Raw genomic sequence first — 20,827 nt, 5'->3', positions numbered from 1 at the left:
TATTTTGGCTAATTTTGGAGAAATCATGCGGATTTCTCTCAAAGTGGCTGCGGATATGTTTTTTGGTGCGGTCCCGGCTTTGGTGGTGGAGATGAAAAAAGGAGAAAACGGCTGCAGGTTCGGTGGGCCACTGCGAGGGAGCTGAACTGTCCGGCTCCATTCCAAAAGCAAAACCGCGTCCAAAAGCAGTAGACACGTTGAGGGGTCTCAGAGTTGGACGCTAAAAGCGTGTTTTGCTTTTTCCATTCCGCCTTGGAGGTGTCCCAAAGACCTTTTCCGTTTTCTCCTTTTTCATCTCTACAGCTTGGTTCTTCGACCGCAACTTATTGCCAGCAATTCAAGAAGGGCTGTTCCCTCTTGCAGCAGTTTGAACCGATGCAAAGGGACAGCCCCAGGAATATCCTATATTTCTCTGTATCGCTTGATAGCTTGATTTCTCGCATGCGATTTCAGGTCGCCTTTGCCTGCACATTGCCGACTCGGCGTTGCCACGCATGTTCGCTATTCATTATTCCCTGTTCCTTGCTCCCGGTCTTACTGAACCTTTGGACCTGCTGCAGCGATTTCGGCTGCATTCGGGAACTTCTTCTGGAAGTTTTCGATAAAGCGGTTGGCCAGATCGCGGGCCTGCTTGTCGTAGGCGTCTTTGTCCGCCCACGTGTTGCGCGGGAGCAGGACTTCCGCCGGGACGTTCGGGCAAGAGGTTGGCACTTGCACCCCGAAAGTCGGGTCTGCCACATAGTCGACCTTGGCCAGCTCGCCGTTCAGAGCCGCGGTGACCATTGCGCGGGTGTAGGACAGCTTCATGCGTTTTCCTACGCCGACCGGTCCGCCGGTCCAGCCGGTATTGACCAGGTACACCTGCACGTCGCGCTCATCGATCTTTTTCCCGAGCATTTCCGCGTAGACGACTGGGTGAAGCGGCAGGAACGGGGAACCGAAGCAAGTGGAGAATTCGGTTTGCGGAGTGGTCACGCCGCGCTCTGTCCCAGCCATTTTGCTTGTATATCCGGACAGGAAATGGTACATTGCCTGTTCTCTTGTCAGTTTGGAGATGGGCGGAAGCACTCCGAACGAGTCAGCTGTCAGGAAAATGATCACATTCGGATGACCGCCGACACCTGGGATTACAGCCCCTGGAATGGCTTCGACCGGATAGGCTGCCCGGGTATTTTCCGTGTATTTGTCGCTGTCGTAATTTGCCTCGCGAGTCTCAGGATCGACTTCCACGTTTTCCAGCACTGTACCGAACTGGATCGCTTTCCAGATCTGTGGTTCGCCTTCTTCGGACAGTCGGATGCACTTGGCGTAGCAGCCTCCCTCGATGTTGAACACGCCGTTGTCAGACCAGCCGTGCTCGTCGTCGCCGATCAGGAAGCGGTCCGGGTCAGCGGACAATGTTGTCTTTCCTGTTCCTGACAGACCGAAGAAAAGAGCCACATCTCCGTCTTTGCCTACGTTTGCTGAGCAGTGCATCGAGAGAACGTTTTGTTCAGGCAAAAGCAGGTTCATTACGCTGAAAATCGATTTTTTCATCTCGCCGGCGTATTCGGTACCGCCGATCAAAACGGTTTTTTGCTCAAAGCTGGTGATGATGAACGTCTCCGAGTTGGTGCCGTGCACTTCCGGATTTGCCTTGAAGGTAGGTGCGTATACTACGGTAAACTCCGCTTTATGGGCTGCCAGCTCTTCCGCGCTCGGGCGAATGAACAGCTGGCGGGCAAACAAATTGTGCCACGCGTATTCATTGACCACCCTGATCGGCAGGCGGTAGGTTTCGTCCGCTCCGGCAAAGCCGTCGAAGACAAACAGTTCTTTTGTTTGCAGATATTCCATGACGTCCTGGTATAGCACCTGGAATTTTTCCGGGGTAATCGGCTGGTTCACAGGGCCCCAGTTTACTTTATCGTGTACGGATGCTTCGTCCACTACGAATTTGTCCTTTGGGGAACGGCCCGTAAACTTACCTGTCAATGCGTTGAGCGCCCCTCTATCTGTCATCATGCCTTCGCCGCGCTGTACCGCCATCTCAACGAGCCTTGCGACTGGCAAGTTTGCATACACCTTTGTATTAGCCAGTACGTCAGCAAGCTTGTGAACCGTCTTGGTTTCCATGTGTGAACGATCTCCTTCCCGTATCTATCCGTTAACATGTTTTCTAATCATCGTTGATTTGCAATTAGTATATCACATTTGATCAAATAAGCTACAAGATTTTAATTTTTAGGTGTGAAGAAAATGTGAAGGCTCGTCCCACAAACGCAAGACTCCCTATATTATATGACATTTGTCGAAAAACAACATTCAAGGAAACAGGGAACCTGCGGAAAATAGCAAAGGATTAGAGCAACAGACCGTCGCTGCCTCCCTAGCCACATCTGCAGCCTTTATTGCTTCTCTGCCAGGTTTGGAGGGTTTTTGGTCCGGACTACATGAACCGCGTACCCATCCGGCTTGATTTCCAGACAGTTCAACTGAGATCCATACACGCAAGCGCCATCAATCCCGATTTTCCTCTCCCCAAACCATACATCCGGCTTTTCGTGCAGCGTACTGCAAGTCGTGTGGCCAAATACAACCGTTCGCGCTTCCTTCACCGGCTGATGATAAAAGGCATCCCTGATCCAGATCATCTCGTAGGGAGGAGTCTCTCTCCAGTCCTCGTACGCCGGATTGATGCCTGCATGCACAAAAATATGCTCTTTCGTCTCATAATAATAGGGCAATTGCTGCAAAAATGCGACTTCCTCCGCATAGTGCTGCAAAATATGCTCCCTGGCACTCTGGAGCTTCTGGTCCGTCACTTCATTTTGAAACCAGTCGGTACCGCAAAAGCTCTCCAGCGTGGCTTTGCCGCCATTGCGCAAATACCGTTCCGTCTTTTGCGGCTCGCCGCTGTAGAGAAACTCGAGGAACATCTCATCGTGATTTCCTTTGATGGCAATCGCTTGCTGCTGCTCTGTCAATGCTTTCACCCGTTGCACGACTTCCTTGCTTTTGCAGCCTCGATCAATGTAATCCCCGAGAAGAATCAGCTTGTCAGAATCGGCGTCAAACGAAATTTGTTCAAGCATTTCACAAAATTCATCATACATTCCGTGAATATCGCTTATGACAAAGGTCCTCACTTGTCCATATCCCCTTTTATCCTTTCTCAATCTCGCAGACTACCCCATCGCCCTGCGGATTTCGGCCTGGATCGGCAAATGATACGGACACGCTTGCTGACAAAGCGGCTGTTCCCTGCACGGCTCGTAGGTCATACACTGCGCAAACTTGTCAGCCGACTGCTGCCACATCAGTTCCCCCGCTTCCAAAAGCCCGTATTTCTGGCGATACCTCGAAGGAATCAGCGTATCCGGAATCCGTATCCCCAAGGGACATGAGCAATAGTTGCAGCGTCTGCAGCCGTGCTCATCCAGCCCCGCTGCCATTTCCTCCAGAGCGGCGCGTTCCTCCGCGTCTTCGCTTCTCTCCAGCGCCGCGATGTTGGCATCTACCTCGGCGATGCTCTGCATTCCGGAGAGCACGACATGGGCTGATGATGCGGCTGAATAACGCAGCGACTCCGTTACCTTCGACAGAAAGGGACCGGAGATCGGCTTCATCGCGATCATTCCGACATCCAGCGATTCGGCCATTGGCATCAGCTCCCGTTTGGCAAAGGGCTGTACCATGCTCAGGTGAAACAGCACGGTGGCAAACGGATAATCCCGAAGCCAACGGGCCAGCAGCTCAGGACGATGGCCGGTAATCCCAATATGCCCGATGTATCCTTTCGACTGCAGCTCCTCCGCCGCGCGTATGGCGCCGTCTGCCGCTCTGACCTCCCGGTACTCCTGCGGATAGTTCACGTAGTGAATTTGCAAAATGTCCACATAGTCGGTCCGCAGCAATCGAAGGCTCTGTTCGATCTCCTGTTTTGCCTCCCCGTAGCTGCGCTTCATCGTCTTTGTGGCCAGCACATACTCGGAACGGCGATGGCTGATGGCGCTCCCCAGCTTCTCCTCGCTGTCTCCATAACTCGCGGCAGTATCAATATATGTAATGCCGCGATCCAGCGCATGATTGATCACGCGATCCGCTTCCGTATGGCTAATGGCCCGCAGGCGCATGGCGCCAAAGCCTAGCTTCGATACAGTCAATCCTGTTTTCCCCAGTATGCTTGTCCTCACGCCATGTACCCCTCCCTGGGATATTATAGCATGCCTGAAAAATAAGAAGCGCCGCTTCGCTCACGAGCACGTGAGTCGAAGCAGCGCATCGAGTTTCAATTGGTCCCGCAGCGGCCCTCTTATGGTAACAGACTGTCTGGCACTGATGTAGAGCAGCTCGTCACCGGCAAACAGTCTCTGCAAATCGCGCTCCTGTCCGCTCACCACCAGGTGCACCGGCTCCTGCCACCCTGCCCTGGTAATTCCCCCCGGCGAAAAGCGCAGGCAATGCCGCGATTGTGCATCCTCGGCGACGATTCCCACACATCTCTCCCAGCCGCCTGTGATGCCCTTCAAGTAAGCTTTGCCTTGTATTTGACCAGCCACCCGTTCCAGCAAGGAATCCAAACCTTCTCCATTCATCACCGTCGCCCCCTTCGCCTTCTCCCATCAAGGTTCTGGGCAGCCAGAGTCGAATCCTTTGACGAGAGGTGAGAAGCGCTGTCGGTCTCTGTCAAACGGTTTGCCTTTTTCTCGACAAGCTTTTGCTTGCACGGAAACGCCCATTGGCCTGTGCTTGTCTTGTGGAGCATGCAAAAAAGGCACCTGTTGCGAGACGCTGCAGCATCTCCCAAAGGTGCCTCTCGTATATCTATTCATCCAGCTCGTCTTTATCCAGCCGGACCTCCAGATGATGCCCGTCCGGCGTTTCAAAGTAAAGGTTGAAGCTGGTCGGACGCGTAATCGGTCCGCGGTAGCAGATATTTTCCGCTTCCAGTTTGTCTACCAGATAGTCCAGCTCGGCACGGCTGGTCAGGGAAAAAGCGATATGGTCCACTTGCCCGACACCGTTTTTTCCTTCCTCGCCCTCATAGGCATGGAGACCAATCCGTGTGTAAGTGCCAATTTGAAAGTAGATAGGCGCTCCTTCTTCGATGTCTTCTTCCGGGATGGGGACTTCCAAAATATCCTTAAAAAAACGAGCTACCTTCACCACATCCTGACAATTTAACGCGATGTGATGCACGCCTTTCAAATGAAACATTTACACTGCCTCCCACGTCAACTCAGGTCACGCGCTGCGCTTTGACATTTCCTTCCGTCGGTTGTATTGCTTCAAACGATCACTGAGTCGTTTGAGCCTGAGCATCAGCGCTTCACGCCAGTCGTCGTCTTTCAGTTCTTTTGCGACGCCCAGCAAATCAAGCGATATATCAATCTGTTGCTTCAGCACGTCGGCGAAGCTGCCCGCTTCATCCGTCATGGTACAATTCTCAAACAACTCGGATGTATTGTCAACACTAACGAAATCGGCAAAGTCAACTTCCGGCGCCCGATCCCCTTGTGCGTATTCCACCAAAATTTCGTATTCTCCCTCAATAGCAGGGTGAACCTCTATTCTATCACAAACCGGACAAAACATGATCGGCACGTTGTGAACCAGCGTCTTGTAATGACGAACCGAGCCTATCGAGCCTATCATTCCGGCACCACAGCAAAAACTCATGCCTCTCCCTCCTTTTTGCCAAACAAAACGTATGACCATTCTCCCTCGTCCATCAGAGGAACAAAAGTCCCGACCGCAAAGCATTTCTGTTTCCTTCCCTGTAAAAATCGCAAATGCAACTTTCTCAAAAAAGTTTTGCGGTCTTTTGTCTTTCTTGCATTGTAGCGTATAAGAAGGTGTTGTCTCTAGTCGAAAATGATACCAGTTTGCAAAGGTTGGAACGTATTTCTATTGTAGCGAAAAATGACCGGGATGACCAATGTTTTCTGACTAATTTGAACATTTTACCAACAATAGGCCTATCCTGCCAATTTTGTATAATGGTTAGAGTCGGCGGTTTTAAGCTTCCACAGATTGGGAATAGGATAGAGACGCCTTTTTGAGAGGAGAGGTATCATGTTTCGATTTAAAAGCATTCGTACCCGCACACTAGCTATCATGCTCCCTGTGATCATGGGGACGTTGGCACTCGTGATGGGCGTGTCGGCCTTTACCGCGCATTCCCTCCTAACTGAAGAAATCGGAGAGAAGATGCGCAAAGAGCTTGGCATGGTTAGCGCGCGAATTGAAAGCCAACTGGAATCCCATGGCAAGGTGACCGAGGCTTTGGCAAAGACCATTGAGATCGCCCCTTCCTCCTACAAGCTGCAAGACCTGCACGCTCTGCTGAAAAAGACTGTACCTTTGCATGAGACATCATTTGGGATGGGCATCTTTATGGAGCCGTACAAATACGACCCCGCTATCCAGTACTTCTCGACATATGGCCAACGCTCACAAAGCACAGTCACCATGACCGAGGAATACAATGACCCGAGCTTTGGCTATACGGGGCAGGAATGGTACAAAAACGGTGCGTCTACCGACAAGCCCTACGTCTTTTCGCGCCCGTATTACGATGAAAAAATGAAGGCTGCCATGGTCACCGTCACTGCTCCTTTTTACGACCAAAACGGCAAGCTGATGGGCGTGACTACCGATGACCTCGAGCTGGGAAGCATTCAAAAGATGGTTTCTGACATCAAAGTCGGGGAAACCGGCTGGTCGTTCTTGATCGACAGCGAGGGAACCTATCTTTCGTTCCCCGACACCGCCAAGCTGTTGAAAGCGAATATTTCCGCTGACGAGAACGCTTCACTGGCGGCCATCAGCCGTACTTTGCTGGACGAGCCTGAGGGGCAAGCTGCTTTTACCGATCAAAACGGCAACAATACCGTTTATTTTCACAAAATTCCCCAAACGAACTGGACGCTGGCTCTCGTGATGCCAGACGCGGAGCTATTGGCACCGGTCAACTCGCTTCTCTGGAAGCTCTCTTTGACAAGCGTCGCCGGAATTCTCGTGCTGGTCGTGGTGATTCACTTTTTCAGCCGTTATCTGTCCCGACAGCTCGACAAAACAAACAGGCTTTCACAGTCGCTGGCCTCGGGAGACTTTACTGCAACGATTCAATTGGACACAGCCGACGAACTGGGGCAAATGGCAAACAGATTCAACGAGATGACCGCTACGTTGCGCGAGACGCTGCAGCGCGTCAGCTTTCACTCCGAGCAAGTCGCGGCCACATCCGAGCAGCTGACCGCCAGCGCCCAGCAGACCAGCCAGGCCACCGAGCAGATCGCCGAAGCCGTGCAGGACATCGCCTACGGGGCAGATAAACAAGCGGAAGCGACTTCACGGGGCACAGAAATCGTCACACAGATCGCTTCCCACATTTCGCAAATTGAGGAAGCGGTAAAAACCGTCACCGAATCTACCTCCACGGTGCGGGATCAGGCAGCCGAAGGCAATCAGATGGCCAGCAAAGCCGTTGAGCAAATGCATCTGATCGAGGGCCAGATGACCCACACTTCCGACGTGGTCAACATTCTCGGACAGCGTTCGCAGGAGATCGGGCAGATGATCGCCTTGATCACGGATATCGCCGCCCAGACCAACCTGCTCGCGCTCAACGCCGCGATCGAAGCAGCCCGGGCCGGAGAACAGGGACGCGGCTTTGCCGTTGTTGCCGATGAGGTCCGCAAGCTCGCAGAACAGACGGCGGCATCCGCCGACCAGGTACACCGTATCGTGACAGACATTCAAAGCGACACGACCGCTGTCATCGCCGCCATGCAAAACGGATCTCACGTCTTGCAGGAAGGAATGACGTATGTGCAGACCACGGGACAAGCCTTTGAACAGATTTCACAGTCGACCCGCGTGCTGTTTGGCCAGACCGATGAAGTCTCATCGTATATGGCGGAGATCAGCAAGCAGATGGAGACGATGATCGAGGCTATTCAGGAAATCGCCCGGATCTCGGAGCAATCCGCCGGCAATACCCAGACGGTAGCCGCCGCTGCCGAGGAGCAAAACGCTTCGATGCAGGAAATCTCTGCAGCTTCCGCAATGCTCGCCCGGATGGCGACGGAGCTGTACGATTCGATTCGTTCGTTTAAGTTGTAGGCTTGGTGAGTAGAGGATAGGATGGCTGATGGCTGGCAGTAAAGAAGGTCATGAGGGCGTAAAAGCTCTCATGACCTTTTTGGTTTGTTGAGGTGTTTTATCTTCGTTCTGATGCCTCGGTCTATATTCACTATATCCCCTTACTCGATCTGCCAGAGTCTGTAAAATATTTTGTGTAAACTCTCAACCTCTAAACTACAATTAGGAGTAGAAAGGTTGGGAGATTTTTATGATGTCAAAAGAGCAGATCAAGCAGTGGATCAAAGAGAAAAACATGAAGTCAGTGGACGACGTACAGTCAGCGTTAAAGGATCTATTCGCAGACACAATCCAAGAAATGCTGGAAGCTGAAATCGAGTCTTCTCTTGGATACGCCAAGCATGACATGAAAAACAAGCGGACAACCAACAGCCGCAATGGGTATAGCAAGAAAACCGTCCGTTCTGAGTACGGGGATGTCGACATCCAAGTCCCTCGGGATCGAGAGGGTGATTTTGAACCAAACATTGTAAAGAAACATCAATCCAATGTTACAGGGATCGAAGATCAAATTCTTGCTCTCTATGCCAAAGGCGTATCCACACGCGATATCCAAGACCATCTGCAGCAGCTCTATGGCATCGAAGTCTCACCAACGCTCATATCAAATGTAACGAATAAGATTGTACCGATGATCAAAGAGTGGCAAAATCGCCCCTTGCAAGCGGTTTATGCTGGTGTTTTCCTTGACGCCATTCACTTTAAGGTAAAACAGGACGGAGCTATCGTCAATAAAGCCGCCTATATGGTCATTGGTATTGACCTTGACGGTCATAAAGATGTGCTTGGGATCTGGATTGGGGAGAATGAATCGGCAAAATTCTGGCTGCATGTCCTCAACGAACTGAAAAATCGTGGAGTCCAGGATATTCTCATTACAAGCGTCGATAATCTTCGTGGCTTTACAGAAGCCATCTCTGCATGTTATCCGAAAACGGAGATTCAGAAGTGTGTCATCCATCAAATCCGAAATTCCATCAAATATGTTTCCTATAAGGATCTCAAAAAGATCACGTCCGAGCTAAAACCCATCTATAAAGCTCCAACGGAGCAAGCCGCGTTGGAAGAGCTTGAGCAGTTTGAACAAACCTGGGGCAGTAAATATCCCTTGATGGTTCGTTCCTGGCGGAATAACTGGGACGAGATTGCCACTTTCTTTAAATATCCTCCAGAGATTCGAAAGCTGATTTATACAACTAACGTGATCGAGAGTTATCATCGACAGCTTCGAAAGGTGACAAAAGGAAAAGCCATGTTTCCCACAGATGATGCCCTTTTGAAGATGTTATATCTCGTAACCATGGATGTTCTACGAAAGTGGACGGGACGAGTTCAGAACTGGGGCCAGATTCTCTTACAGCTATCCGTTTTCTTTGAAGATCGGGTACAGCCGTACATCCGTTAACAAATGAAAGGCTTCATCCCCGAAGGGATTATCTTTTTCTCCACCAACGCGTCAAGGGTTCACTTCGCCTCACGCCCTTGACTCTATTGGCTCCGAAAAAGATGTCCCAATTAGGGGGATGAAACCTGTTCATATATCGGTTGATTGAGTTTACACAAAAATCTTGACAGACCCTCTTTAAGTAATTATCCGAAGTACTTTCGGCAGACCAATGTACTCCTTTCCATAGCTTTTGATGTTTGTACCATACCTACCGAAGAAACTTCGTTTTGAAAGTGTATGGTTCAAATTTTATTCTAAGCCGTTAATTTGAAACGCCTTGGCGTTATAAGCATCCGTTAGATAATCTTGTAAGTCCCTCATTGTTTCCACATACAAATCCTTGAAGTCCCCATTTGCTTGAAGTCTTTCAATAAAAGGCTGATACTGACGAGGCTGACCAACAAACTGCTTTACTACTTTTCTAACCAAATCTAAGGAAGCCGACACGTTACTATCGAATTGGCTCTCAAGTTTTTTTCCTTTTTGGTCAGGTAAGAAAATTCCTATGACAAAAGATATCCAATAATGCACCCCCTCACTAACGAGAATATATGGGTTCTTCGATAAATTGCATGTGCGAATGATATCAGTAGCTGTTGTTCGTTTTTTCTGTATGAATCCCTTTTTCATCAGTTGATTCATCATTGTCAACTGCAAATGAAAATTCCCCATTATCTGCACTTGAATTTTCCCCATATTAGGCAATAGGTTTGTTTGAATAATGCCCCCGAGGGGGCTGGCGGCGGGAAAATTCCGTTCATTCGGTTTTATCTACAATTGTCTCTGGTCGAAAGAAACCAGCTTTTTTCTTCTCCTTTATGCGATAACTTTCTCCTTTAATGTTGATGGTGTGGGAGTGATGCAATAATCGATCAAGGATGGCGGTGGCAAGTACCGTATCTCCAAATATCTCTCCCCACGAACCATAAGACTTGTTCGAGGTAAGAATAATCGAACCAGATTCATAACGCTCCGAAACTATTTGAAAGAAAAAATGAGCTGCCGTTTCATCCATCTTGCGATAGCCGATTTCATCAATGATCAGTACATTTGGCTTAATAAAAGCCCGCATTTTTTGTTTGATACTATTGTTTTGATGGGCAATCTGAAGGGTCTGTACCAAATCGTGAGCAGTTGTAAAGTAAACTGTCAAACCTTGCTTAATGGCTTCCAAAGCCAATGCAACAGACAAGTGGGTCTTTCCGACTCCTGGCGGACCCAGCAAAATGAGATTCTCCTGTTGGTGCACAAACCGGAGGGTTGCCAAATCACGAATCCGTCTTTCATCTACGGAAGGCTGGAAACTGAAATCGAATTGCTCTAATGTTTTATGGTAGGGTAAATGAGCCAATCGTGTCTTCATTCGAATAAATCGCTCCCTCTTGGCCTTGATTTCCTCTTGCAAAAGCTTGTCCAAGAACTCCAAATACGATATATTCTGAGCAGCAGCTTCTTCTGCGTGGTGGTGAATAATTTCCGGGATTCGTACCCATCCCATTTGCGAAAAGGCTTCTTCTAAACGGGACTGGAGCATCATTGTACGATCACCTCCTCGTCAGCAAACTGCTCGTAGACTGATAAATCACGTTCCACCACTTCGGGGCTTGGATTTGAAACCAGACGCGGCATAGGTTGGGGAGCCTTCACGCGACTTTGGGTTTGAATCCCCTCGAAGTGTTTTTTATTGGTTACGACTTGTTTGGAACGAACTGCTTTTTGATGTTCAGCGATAATCGTGTTGCCCTGATAGATCCGGATAAGACCATTCTGGAGATCTTGTACCTGTACCGTATGACCAATATAGGTATAGGGTACAGAATACCTGCTTCCTCCGTAAGAAACGAGCAAATCGTTGGATACTCTTCGAGTATGCCGTTCTACTTCTTCGAACGGAACCGGGTTAAGCGGCTTCAACTGTTCATGTTTCCATCGATCTACCGGCTTTTCATGTGTGGTGCCGTGAATCCGTACATTGGCTACCGTATCCAACCAATGGCGTACTTGTTGATTCAAGTCACTCAGGCTGGTAAACGACTGTACGCGAGGCCAAAAATTCTTTCGCACATAGCCAACACCATTTTCTACTTTCCCTTTTGTTCGTGCACGGTAGGGGGCACAACGCCGGAGGGTAAAGCCGTGATGACTTGCAAACTGAGAAAAACGTTCATTCCACAATACATGGCCTTGGTCGTCGTAACCTGCAATGACGGTTTTCATATTGTCGTACAAGCATGTATCCGGTCTGCCGCCAAAGTATTGCATGGCACGTAAGTGACAGCCGATGAGGGTATCCAGCCGTTCGTTCTCCGTAAATTCCACATACAACATTCTCGAGTATCCCAAAACCATGACAAAGGCGTATAGTCGTTTATATCCACCATTCCATTCAACTTTGAAATGTCCCCAGTCTACTTGCGCTTGCTTACCAGGTGTGGTTTCATAACGGATCGTTGCCTTGGAGGTAACGACGGGGCGCAATGGTTCCATGAAGGAACGAAGGAGTCTAATTTGTCCTGAGTATCCCTGGGCTCTAATTTCATCAAACAAGACAACAGCATTTAAGCAGCCTTCTTCCATTCTCGCTTTGATATAGGGTTTAAATGGATCGAGGATGCTTGCTTTTTTGACGGTTCGCTGGTATTTCGAAGGTTCATCCCTCTTCAACCACTTACGGATTGTTTTTCGATCCCTCCCTAATTCGTTCGCAATTTGCGTGGTACTCATTCCTCTTTGTTTCATGTCTTTAATCAAGTAAAACTCCCCATTCTTTAGCATATTTCTCTCCTCCAGGGAGAGATTTTCTGCCGAAAGTGGGGAATTTTCAAGTGCCGTTATTGAGGATTTTAACAGTGCCGTTCACATCATTTTCCCAACAGTCTTGTTTGATAGTCCTGTATAGAGTTCAATCGTTTTTTGCGAAACGCTTCCATAACCATTTTCGTCAAGCCGCCACACTAGTTCCCATAGAACAGACAATTCATTCGGAGAGAGAAAAAAGCATCGCCGCAATACGTTAGGGGTTCGGAGATAATGGCCGAGATTGGCTTCCCAGCAACGGACATAATTACCTTCCTCCCCCTCGGGTATGAGAATCCCTTCCACAGCTCCATCATTACCGACATAATTAAATCGATCAATTGCATCATTTAGCCAATTAAATGCACCCATTCTAACCATCCCTTTTCTGTAAATGATATTGTTCCTACTTTCCTTATACGAGCTTCATAAACGACAGTTAAGACCTGTAGAAAAGGAAAAACCCCGCACAACGGCGGGGAATGGATTAGCCAAACAACGGAAAATATTTACGATAGTAGTCTTTATGATAGTCGGATAGATTCCATCCATACTGATTAAGGAATCGAGTAACTTTCGCTAATACTTGATTCCGATGAATGACATCCTTATGTGTTGATTTGGCGAGGTAGTGAGCTAGGCTTAGTTCGGCTTGCTCCTGCGAGAGAGTGTCTGTAACATGCTTGGCAAAAATGCAGGCAAGTTCGTCCATATCAGAGCCATAACCGAGCACGTTCTCCCGCCGCATTAGGGTTAGGACTGTATCTAACGGCAGTCTTTTCATGCGTTAGCCCTCCCTTCTGCGGCGGCGGGGGCGTGTATCTCTTGTTCGACTCTCCATTTCCGTCATAAGAGATATTGACGCTGTACGTCCTGTTCATCGTAGCCATGCTGTATCATGACATTCAGGATGGCGCGGGGGATGGAATCGGTGTAGCCATACAAGCAACTACGAAATCTTTCCCAAGGATTATCATGCAAAACAACAAACGCCCGATGGGTTAGCCCTAGCTTCTGAATGCATTCTTTTACGGGATGCATCATGATTGATTTCTCCTTTCAAGTTGTCTTCCCCTATTAGGTTAGACACTCTATAGGTAGGAATCACACCAGACATACAGAAGCATGGGGTGCTTTTTGAATCTTGAATTTGTCACATCGGAGTAAATCCGCTCGTTAGGTAACAGGCTCACCCGTAACGGTAGAGCCCGAATGAATTTACAGTACGCAACCGCATCCTGTCACACTAATCAACCAAGTTTAATTCAACCAGTAACCATATAGTGTCGAATTGGCTTGGCTTCGTTATCTCCCACCCGCTAAATTGGCGGTGTATGATGCATATACGGGCGGGAGACTATTTTCAAATTCGGGACTGTAAAATATTCTGTGTAAACTCTCAAAACCTATTACAATAAGAGAAAGGTTGGTTTGAGAGGATGACACCTATGGCGAGATTTAGTAAGGAACAAGTGAAGGCGTTTGTGAAGGAAAACAACCTCAAGACGATGGACGATGTGCAGTCGGCACTGAAGGAACTGTTTGCAGAAACGCTGCAGTCGATGCTAGAGGCGGAGCTTGACACGGAACTCGGCTATGAAAAGCACGATGTGAAGCGAAAGAAAACAACAAACAGCCGTAACGGGAAGACAAAGAAGACGGTGACAAGCGAATACGGCGAGGTGGAGATCGCGGTGCCACGTGACCGTAATGGCGAATTTGAGCCCGTTATCGTGAAAAAGCATCAGTCTACCGTTACCGGCATTGAGGACCAAATTATCGCCATGTATGCCAAAGGTGTCAGCACACGGGATATTCAGGACCATCTGAACCATCTGTATGGAATTGACGTTTCTCCTACCATGATCTCCAATGTGACGAATAAGATCGTGCCACTCATCAAAGAATGGCAGAACCGACCGCTACAAAGCATCTATGCGGTTGTATTTATGGACGCCATTCACTACAAAGTCAAGCAAGACGGTGCTATTGTGAACAAAGCGGCTTATATGGTCATTGGCATTGATTTGGACGGCAACAAGGACGTATTAGGCATGTGGATTGGAGAGAATGAATCCTCAAAGTTCTGGCTGAGCGTACTGAACGACTTACGGAACCGTGGGGTTCAGGACATTCTCATCACCTGCGTGGATAACCTAACGGGCTTCTCTCAGGCCATCTCTGCCTGCTATCCGAATACGGAGATCCAAAAGTGCATCATTCATCAAATCCGCAACTCGACCCGTTATGTTTCTTACAAGGATCTTAAGAAAGTGACGGCGGATTTAAAGCCAATCTACAAAGCGGCAACAGAAGAGGCTGCCTTACTGGAATTGGATCGTTTTGAGGAAACATGGGGTAACAAATATCCCCTCATCGTTCGCTCTTGGCGTACCAACTGGGACGAGCTAGCTACTTTTTTCAAGTATCCACCAGAGATTCGTAAATTGATCTATACGACCAATATGATTGAGAGTTACCATCGGCAACTCCGAAAGGTGACGAAGGGCAAGAGCATTTTCCCCACCGATGAAGCCCTGCTCAAAATGCTCTATTTGGCTACCATGGACGTCACCAGGAAGTGGACTGGACGAGTGCAGAACTGGGGGCAAATGCTCCTCCAGCTCTCCGTTTTCTTCCCGGATCGGATCGGCCAATACTTACGCTAGTTTTTTATTCCAAAAGGGTTTACACAAAATACTGGACAGACCCTCAAATTCCCTCATTCGGCACTGGGTCGCCCCGCCAATAACACATAGATTATTTTAGTTTTTCAATTATCTCATTTACTCCGTGCACAATCACACTACTAAGTACATCAGTGTAATTTTTATAATCATCTGACTTGGCTATTATTGTATCAAAAACATCTTTCAACTTGCCATCAATTATTAGTGTAAGCCCTTCTACCTGTTCTTCACTTCCCTTTTTACCGAACATGTCCTTCATTATCGTAAAGGTGTCTTCGCTTTTCATTTTACCCTCCTTGTAAAAATAGATTGTTACCATCGACTATCCAGTAACGATAGTCTTCAGGAATGACCTCAATAAATTGCTCATACTTCCCAAGCCACCCATTCGGTACATATAGTTCATAAGATGCAGGTTCAGGATAGTAGGAAGTCAATTCCTTATCATCAAAATCCACGTATAGGGAAGGTAACATTTCTGAAATATAACTATACGTTCCCTGCTCTAACATTTTCCTTAATTCTTCTGTTCCAACCTCAAAGTCACTAAGCTTTTGGAGGAAGTCTTCCGCCGTGTCCTCGTTTACTACTGCGATATTAAATCTGTCTGAGAAGTCATCAGGATTAGGAATTTCAAATCCTTTCTCAAGATATGAAGAAATTAATTTTTTCAAATCCAAAAACCATATCTCCTTATCTGCTACAAACCATCTGAAAGATTTCTTATATTTGACTAAAACTATTATAGTCTCAGCATACTTTGGCTTGTTGTGCACTGTTCCTCCTCCTCAGTATTCAAGTACCTCTCGATAATCCTATTTTTTTATTTTACCATACTCTTCAAGCCACTGAATCCAAGGGGCAGGGAATTCATATGATGTTCCCGGCGTACTCGGGTCGACCACTTTTGGTGCTGTCCCCCCTTGATTAAGAGGATTTGAATTATATTTGTACTGTGGAATTGCATTTTCTTTAACAAAATCATCAAACCATTTCGGTACTTCAACTTCAACAATTTCTGCACCGTTACCCCTTTTTTGCAAGAAATACTCGGCATGTTCCCTAGTTCCTGCACTAACATTCAAATTCGCTTCTTTGTTTGGGATTACCATTTTTCCATTTTCATCAACCTGTATTCTAACTTGGCTTGCATTTGGCATTTCGCCACCTTGAACTCTGTAGTAAGAAACAGTTTCACCCGTCCCCTTAGAAGAAAAATACTGTAAATCCATCGGTAACAAGAATTTTGATCCACTCTGCTCAGTACTGCTCTTCACCACAGCCTGCGCCGTTTCCTGCCCGGTAGAATACGCTTTGTTTAGTCCAATCGACCCGCCGGTCACCAGCAGCGCCCCGATGGCCGCAGCAATTACCGCCTTGCGGTAATCCACCTTTTCCCCACGCGCCCGGTCATCCATCACACTGACCGCAAAGCCTTCGCCAGCCCCCGCCGTTTTGCTCCGCAGGACCGTCGTTGCCAAACTGCGGGAGATCGCACTGCCGATTTGCCGGAAGCTCTGGCTGATTTGCGTGCCCGCTTTTCGAGTGAACCCTGCGACAGCCCGGACAGGTGCCGTCTTTTTCACGGTCTGGACGATGGACTGCATTTTGCTGCCCGTCGTCTTCGCCACGGTACGCAAGCCGCTTCCCACGTTGCTTGCCAGCTTCCCGATGCCTTTCCCCGTATTTCGTCCGAGGCTGGCCACTGCCCGGTACACACTGCTGTTTTTCACAGCATTTCCTGCGCTGCTGGCGGCACTTCTTACATTCTTCGCTACAGACGCTGCGCTCTGGGCCAGGCGCGTTTGCCCGATGCGTGCTGCAACAGCTCTCAGAGCGCCGCCTGCTTGCTTCGCTGTGCTTGCCAGAGCGCTGCGAAGAGCATTCCCCGCCTTGCCTGCCGCGCTCGTTGCCGACCGTACCGCATTTGCTGCTTGTGTTCCCAAGCGGGCTGCGGCACGGCCAACCGAGGTTTGCCGCACCCATCTGGCTGCCGCCCCTGCCGCTTGCGCTCCTTTGCCAACGGCGGTCCGGACAGCGCTGGTAGCCCGGCTCGTCAAAGCGGATGCTTTGCCAAGGGCATTTGCCACCGGTTTGAGGCGAGCGACTGCCGTAGCCGCCTTTCCAATTAAAGCGCCGGCCCCAAAGCCCGCTGCCGACAGTACGCCGCCCAGCGCCATTTCCCGCAGCAGTTCATCGCCGCGCATGCCAAAGGCGTACCCGATCACACCGGATATCCCTTCGCCGACCAGGATCGAGACGCCAAACGGCAGCAGCGGTGGAAAGAACACGCCGCCCACGGTGAGGGCGACACCTGCTGTCGTGACCAACACGACCTCCCAGTGGTCCTCGACCCATTTTCCTGCATCGACGACCGCGTCTACGACGGTAGTTACGACGTCCTTCACAGTATCTACAACGGTGTCAATGGCGTCCCTCACTGTTTCCTTTACGCTGTCCACGGTGGACTCCCAAAGCTCCAAGCCTTTGTCGAGCGCTTCGGAGGCTCCGCCGATCAGCCAGTCCCAAAAGCCTGGCTTACCCTCTTTTGCTTTCAACTCATTGCCTTTCCCATCGGAGTCGCCGCTTTTTGGGTCATGATCGCTGGCTGTGGGGTCAAAAGGAGTGCGGGTGTTTTCATGGGTCGGAGTACCGTGCTCTGGGTCTCCCCCTTTCCCCAGGTTGTCTCCGTCTCCACCTAGGTCGTCTCCGCCTTTGCCTAGGTCGTCTCCGCCTCGGCCTAGATCGTCTCCACCCTTGCCCAGGTCGTCTCCACCCTTGCCTAGGTTGTTTCCGCCTCTGCCCAAGTCGTCCCCATCCCCGTGCAAATGGCCCGGTATCCGCCCGTCCCACATACTTTCCGCATATGTCGCGTACATGATCCTGAATCTCATCAGTTCGTCGGGAGGTGCCCCAGCTCTTCTGGTTCCGCCCGAAATCGCATCATTTCGCTCATCTGCACGCAGCATGTTTGGCTTTGGCTTGTCTGCCGCATACGTGGCCAGCGGCAGGCAAAGAATCATTGCCAGAATCAATAACAAATAGTGCTTCCGAATCACCAGTGCTCCTCCTTATTTCTCCGGACATTCCTTTTTCTGCAATCGTTTCTTTTCCATATGGTAGTATTTGGATGAAAAGGCCACATGCAGCAAAATGTGAATGCTAATCTAATAATTGACCACCTAGTGGTACATCGCTCATAAAAAAGTTGACCACCTGAGCACCTCTTTCCTGTATCTTGTAGTTGTCTAGACAACAAGATATAGGAGGAAAGGAAATGCTTCAGATGGCTAATTATGAGTTTATCAGGAAACAACACTTTCTGCTAGGGAAGTCGATTCGTCAAATTTCTCGCGAAACTGGCTACTCGCGTCAAGTGATACGAAAAGCCTTGACATCAACGGAAATCCCTGTATACCAGCTTTCAAAACCGAAGCCGAAGCCAGTCATTGATTTTGTCAAGCCCATCATCTTGGAATGGCTGCGTCAAGATGAACAGGCTCCCCCGAAGCAGCGTCATACTGCCAAACGTATTTACCAGAGACTCGTTGACGAACATGGATTCACCGGCGGTGAATCTACTGTACGACGCTACGTCAGAGAGTTGCGGGTTTCTCCTCCTAAAGCATTTGTCCCTCTTGATTTCCCGCCAGGGCGATTTGCCCAATTTGACTGGGGTGAGGTTACGGTTCATTTACAAGGGAAACAAGTGAAGGTTCAAGTCTTTTGTATGCGTTGCACATACAGCAGAAAGATTTTCATCAAGACATTTGCTCATCAGAAGCAAGAGGCTCTTCTCCAAGGTCATGTAGATGCTTTTGAATTTTTCGGTGCTGTTCCCCAAGTCATCACATACGACAACCTGACAACAGCCGTTAAGAAGGTATTGGAAGGCAAAAATCGCGAGGAACAAGAGCGATTTATTCAGCTACGTGCCCACTACCTGTTTGAAAGCTATTTCTGTGATCCGGGAAAAGGGCATCAAAAAGGCCAAGTGGAAAACCTCGTACAGTTTGCCCAGAGGCAATTTTTTGCACCTGTTCCTAGTGTTTCTTCTCTGGAGGAGCTAAATCAAATCCTCCTCGAAAAATGTATCTCTTACGAGAATACAACCGTTCCCCGGTCTTCCCTAACGGTTGGAGAAGCATTTGTTCAAGAGTTGCCCATCATGCTTCCATTGCCTCCACGGCCATTGGATTGTTTCCGTGTTGTACCCGTGAAAAGCAATACGCTATCCATGATCCACATTGAAAAAAATGCCTATTCCGTCCCGGTTTCCTATGCATCGACCCAACTTATTTGCCGAGTATTTGCTGAAAAAATTGAGGTGTATCACGGAAAAAGCCTGATTGCGACGCATGAGCGGTGCTTGGAAAAAGGAAAGGAGATTTTGCAATACGATCATTATCTGGATTTACTTCTTATTCGCCCAGGAGCAGTTCTTTATGCTAGACCATTGCATCAGGCAGGATTACCCGCCATTTACCAAAAGTTCTTGGACAAGTGCCGTAACCGACCAGGAGGGATGAAGGAGTTCGTTCGACTCTTGCTTTTGCACCGTGAATTCGATACTTCTCTCGTCGAAGAAGCACTGGGGGAGGCCTGCCAAAAAGGGATGTTCCAGTATGATGCCGTAAGGCAATTATTGTTTCAGCGAACATTGCCGGAACACCGTTTGCCCCAACTCTCGTTGGCGGAGGATAGCTCTGTTCCACGTATTCAGGTAAAGGCCCCAGATCTTAGCCAGTACAATCGTTTGTTACAGAAAAGGAGTGTGGTTCATTGAGTACGAGTTTCCTGCTTGAAACCTACGCGAAACGCCTTCGCTTACCTGCGATTAAACGTGTCTATAAGGAAATCGCCCATGATGCTGCTGAACGGCAAATTCCCTACGAGGAGTTCCTCTTAGCCCTACTAGAGCAAGAAGTTCAGCAAAGGGATGCTAACCAAATCGCGAGTCGCATCAAGCACGCCAAATTCCCTTCTATGAAAACGCTCGATCAATTTGAATTCTCGGCGATTCCGTCCCTCAATAAGCCCAAATTGCTTCAACTGGCTCGTTGTGAGTACATCGAAAAGGCAGAGAACATCATGTTTATCGGAAACTCTGGCACTGGCAAAACTCATCTCTCCATTGCACTCGGGAAGGAAGCTTGCCATCATGGCTATTCCGTTCAGTTTTGGACTGCCGCTAAAATATGTAACGAGCTTATGGAAGCTCAGTCCCAAAAGCGAATCCTCCAGCTAGAGAGGCAATGGTTGAAAACAGATTTGATTATTTTGGATGAAGTCGGGTTTGTCCCTCTGAGTCGGACCGGGGCGGAGTTATTATTCCAATTTTGTGCGGCCCGCTATGAGAAAGGAAGCATGATCATTACCAGTAATCTGGAATTTACGGAATGGACACAGATTTTCAAAGATGAGCAAATGACGTCAGCCCTGGTTGATCGGCTTACCCATCGTGCCCATATCTTTGCAATGAATGGAGACAGCTATCGCTTTAAGCAGAGCATTCAAAGATCGTGATCATGAAAAAGTTACCCACCCGACGGGTGGATTGATTTTTGCCATGGTGGTCAATTTTTTGATGAGCACGGTGGTCAACATTTTGATTGACATTCACAGCAAAAGTATGAAAATCCAGTGGGTACAACGGAGCAAGAGGAGGGCTCTTATGCCTGCGAAACAGGAAAAAGGCCGGAGATTAGTCTAACGGGTTCGGTTTTGGGGTGCAAAAATAGAAATG

Annotated in this window: 19 protein-coding genes; 5 read left to right on the top strand and 14 right to left on the bottom strand. The window is 48.8% G+C overall.

Translation table 11 applies throughout. The annotated features are described in order from the left end of the window. Nucleotides 1–534 precede the first annotated feature (534 nt). From pckA to V5G20_RS06300, 6 genes are all read right to left on the bottom strand, one after another. On the bottom strand, nt 535–2,115 hold the full coding sequence (gene pckA / locus V5G20_RS06325; protein ID WP_003392406.1) for a phosphoenolpyruvate carboxykinase (ATP): 1,581 nt from the start codon (nt 2,113–2,115) through the stop codon (nt 535–537). Between the two features lie 272 nt (nt 2,116–2,387). Beyond that, nucleotides 2,388–3,128: a metallophosphoesterase family protein gene (locus V5G20_RS06320; RefSeq protein ID WP_003392409.1), complete on the bottom strand. Its 741-nt coding sequence runs from the start codon at nt 3,126–3,128 to the stop codon at nt 2,388–2,390. A gap of 39 nt (nt 3,129–3,167) precedes the next feature. After that, complete coding sequence (locus tag V5G20_RS06315; protein WP_024983053.1) at nt 3,168–4,175, bottom strand: aldo/keto reductase; 1,008 nt, start codon at nt 4,173–4,175, stop codon at nt 3,168–3,170. 60 nt (nt 4,176–4,235) lie between these two features. Then, nucleotides 4,236–4,577, bottom strand: coding sequence for a hypothetical protein (locus V5G20_RS06310; RefSeq protein WP_003392414.1), 342 nt, complete (start codon nt 4,575–4,577; stop codon nt 4,236–4,238). A gap of 229 nt (nt 4,578–4,806) precedes the next feature. Continuing rightward, nucleotides 4,807–5,199 (bottom strand): VOC family protein, encoded by a 393-nt coding sequence (locus tag V5G20_RS06305; protein WP_003392416.1) that lies wholly within the window; start codon nt 5,197–5,199, stop codon nt 4,807–4,809. Nucleotides 5,200–5,226: 27 nt separating this feature from the next. Next, complete coding sequence (locus V5G20_RS06300) at nt 5,227–5,661, bottom strand: hypothetical protein (RefSeq protein WP_003392418.1); 435 nt, start codon at nt 5,659–5,661, stop codon at nt 5,227–5,229. Between the two features lie 396 nt (nt 5,662–6,057). Here V5G20_RS06300 and V5G20_RS06295 point away from each other — a divergent pair, with 396 nt between their 5' ends. Together V5G20_RS06295 and V5G20_RS06290 are read left to right on the top strand one after the other, a co-directional pair. Next, nucleotides 6,058–8,109 carry a methyl-accepting chemotaxis protein gene (locus tag V5G20_RS06295; protein ID WP_003392420.1) on the top strand — a complete coding sequence of 684 codons (2,052 nt, stop codon included), beginning with the start codon at nt 6,058–6,060 and terminating at the stop codon, nt 8,107–8,109. A 229-nt stretch (nt 8,110–8,338) separates the two neighbouring features. After that, nucleotides 8,339–9,553, top strand: a complete 1,215-nt coding sequence (locus V5G20_RS06290) for an IS256 family transposase (RefSeq protein ID WP_338463180.1) — start codon at nt 8,339–8,341, stop codon at nt 9,551–9,553. 291 nt (nt 9,554–9,844) lie between these two features. On the opposite strand, the gene V5G20_RS06285 is transcribed toward V5G20_RS06290, so the two are convergent. From V5G20_RS06285 to V5G20_RS06265, 5 genes are all read right to left on the bottom strand, one after another. Next, a complete protein-coding gene (locus tag V5G20_RS06285) occupies nt 9,845–10,276 on the bottom strand; it encodes a hypothetical protein (protein WP_338463277.1) in 432 nt (143 codons plus the stop codon). 76 nt (nt 10,277–10,352) lie between these two features. Then, complete coding sequence (gene istB / locus V5G20_RS06280; protein ID WP_338462886.1) at nt 10,353–11,132, bottom strand: IS21-like element helper ATPase IstB; 780 nt, start codon at nt 11,130–11,132, stop codon at nt 10,353–10,355. Next, the gene (gene istA / locus V5G20_RS06275; protein ID WP_338462884.1) at nt 11,129–12,346 is read right to left on the bottom strand and encodes an IS21 family transposase; all 1,218 of its coding nucleotides are present in this window, start codon (nt 12,344–12,346) and stop codon (nt 11,129–11,131) included. The genes istB (V5G20_RS06280) and istA (V5G20_RS06275) overlap by 4 nt, the downstream gene beginning before the upstream one ends. Nucleotides 12,347–12,451: 105 nt before the next feature. After that, nucleotides 12,452–12,763 carry a hypothetical protein gene (locus V5G20_RS06270; protein WP_338463276.1) on the bottom strand — a complete coding sequence of 104 codons (312 nt, stop codon included), beginning with the start codon at nt 12,761–12,763 and terminating at the stop codon, nt 12,452–12,454. 115 nt (nt 12,764–12,878) lie between these two features. Beyond that, nucleotides 12,879–13,175 carry a hypothetical protein gene (locus tag V5G20_RS06265; protein ID WP_031933660.1) on the bottom strand — a complete coding sequence of 99 codons (297 nt, stop codon included), beginning with the start codon at nt 13,173–13,175 and terminating at the stop codon, nt 12,879–12,881. 664 nt (nt 13,176–13,839) lie between these two features. On the opposite strand from V5G20_RS06265, the gene V5G20_RS06260 reads away from it, so the two are divergent. Then, nucleotides 13,840–15,060: an IS256 family transposase gene (locus V5G20_RS06260; protein WP_025845625.1), complete on the top strand. Its 1,221-nt coding sequence runs from the start codon at nt 13,840–13,842 to the stop codon at nt 15,058–15,060. Nucleotides 15,061–15,151: 91 nt separating this feature from the next. On the opposite strand, the gene V5G20_RS06255 is transcribed toward V5G20_RS06260, so the two are convergent. From V5G20_RS06255 to V5G20_RS06245, 3 genes are read right to left on the bottom strand one after another with little or no spacing between them, the layout of a single operon-like run. Next, nucleotides 15,152–15,367 (bottom strand): hypothetical protein, encoded by a 216-nt coding sequence (locus V5G20_RS06255; RefSeq protein ID WP_031933662.1) that lies wholly within the window; start codon nt 15,365–15,367, stop codon nt 15,152–15,154. Nucleotide 15,368: 1 nt separating this feature from the next. Continuing rightward, nucleotides 15,369–15,857: a hypothetical protein gene (locus V5G20_RS06250; RefSeq protein ID WP_031933663.1), complete on the bottom strand. Its 489-nt coding sequence runs from the start codon at nt 15,855–15,857 to the stop codon at nt 15,369–15,371. A 39-nt stretch (nt 15,858–15,896) separates the two neighbouring features. Next, nucleotides 15,897–18,140 (bottom strand): hypothetical protein, encoded by a 2,244-nt coding sequence (locus V5G20_RS06245; protein WP_338463275.1) that lies wholly within the window; start codon nt 18,138–18,140, stop codon nt 15,897–15,899. A gap of 218 nt (nt 18,141–18,358) precedes the next feature. On the opposite strand from V5G20_RS06245, the gene istA (V5G20_RS06240) reads away from it, so the two are divergent. After that, complete coding sequence (istA, locus tag V5G20_RS06240) at nt 18,359–19,867, top strand: IS21 family transposase (RefSeq protein ID WP_251256056.1); 1,509 nt, start codon at nt 18,359–18,361, stop codon at nt 19,865–19,867. Continuing rightward, entirely contained in the window at nt 19,864–20,607 is a 744-nt protein-coding gene (gene istB, locus V5G20_RS06235; RefSeq protein WP_025846873.1) for an IS21-like element helper ATPase IstB, read from the top strand. The genes istA (V5G20_RS06240) and istB (V5G20_RS06235) overlap by 4 nt, the downstream gene beginning before the upstream one ends. Nucleotides 20,608–20,827 lie beyond the last annotated feature (220 nt).

This window comes from Brevibacillus borstelensis (assembly GCF_036700025.1).
Lineage (GTDB): Bacteria > Bacillota > Bacilli > Brevibacillales > Brevibacillaceae > Brevibacillus > Brevibacillus borstelensis.
This window is presented reverse-complemented; position numbering and strand designations above follow the sequence as displayed.

Coding starts and splice junctions, on each gene's coding strand:
- V5G20_RS06310 (WP_003392414.1), bottom strand. CDS start 4,577: ATGAATGGAGAAGGTTTGGATTCCTTGCTGGAACGGGTGGCTGGTCAA.
- istA (WP_251256056.1), top strand. CDS start 18,359: ATGCTTCAGATGGCTAATTATGAGTTTATCAGGAAACAACACTTTCTG.
- V5G20_RS06270 (WP_338463276.1), bottom strand. CDS start 12,763: ATGGGTGCATTTAATTGGCTAAATGATGCAATTGATCGATTTAATTAT.
- pckA (WP_003392406.1), bottom strand. CDS start 2,115: ATGGAAACCAAGACGGTTCACAAGCTTGCTGACGTACTGGCTAATACA.
- istB (WP_338462886.1), bottom strand. CDS start 11,132: ATGATGCTCCAGTCCCGTTTAGAAGAAGCCTTTTCGCAAATGGGATGG.
- V5G20_RS06300 (WP_003392418.1), bottom strand. CDS start 5,661: ATGAGTTTTTGCTGTGGTGCCGGAATGATAGGCTCGATAGGCTCGGTT.
- V5G20_RS06295 (WP_003392420.1), top strand. CDS start 6,058: ATGTTTCGATTTAAAAGCATTCGTACCCGCACACTAGCTATCATGCTC.
- V5G20_RS06265 (WP_031933660.1), bottom strand. CDS start 13,175: ATGAAAAGACTGCCGTTAGATACAGTCCTAACCCTAATGCGGCGGGAG.
- V5G20_RS06290 (WP_338463180.1), top strand. CDS start 8,339: ATGATGTCAAAAGAGCAGATCAAGCAGTGGATCAAAGAGAAAAACATG.
- V5G20_RS06305 (WP_003392416.1), bottom strand. CDS start 5,199: ATGTTTCATTTGAAAGGCGTGCATCACATCGCGTTAAATTGTCAGGAT.
- V5G20_RS06260 (WP_025845625.1), top strand. CDS start 13,840: ATGGCGAGATTTAGTAAGGAACAAGTGAAGGCGTTTGTGAAGGAAAAC.
- V5G20_RS06255 (WP_031933662.1), bottom strand. CDS start 15,367: ATGAAAAGCGAAGACACCTTTACGATAATGAAGGACATGTTCGGTAAA.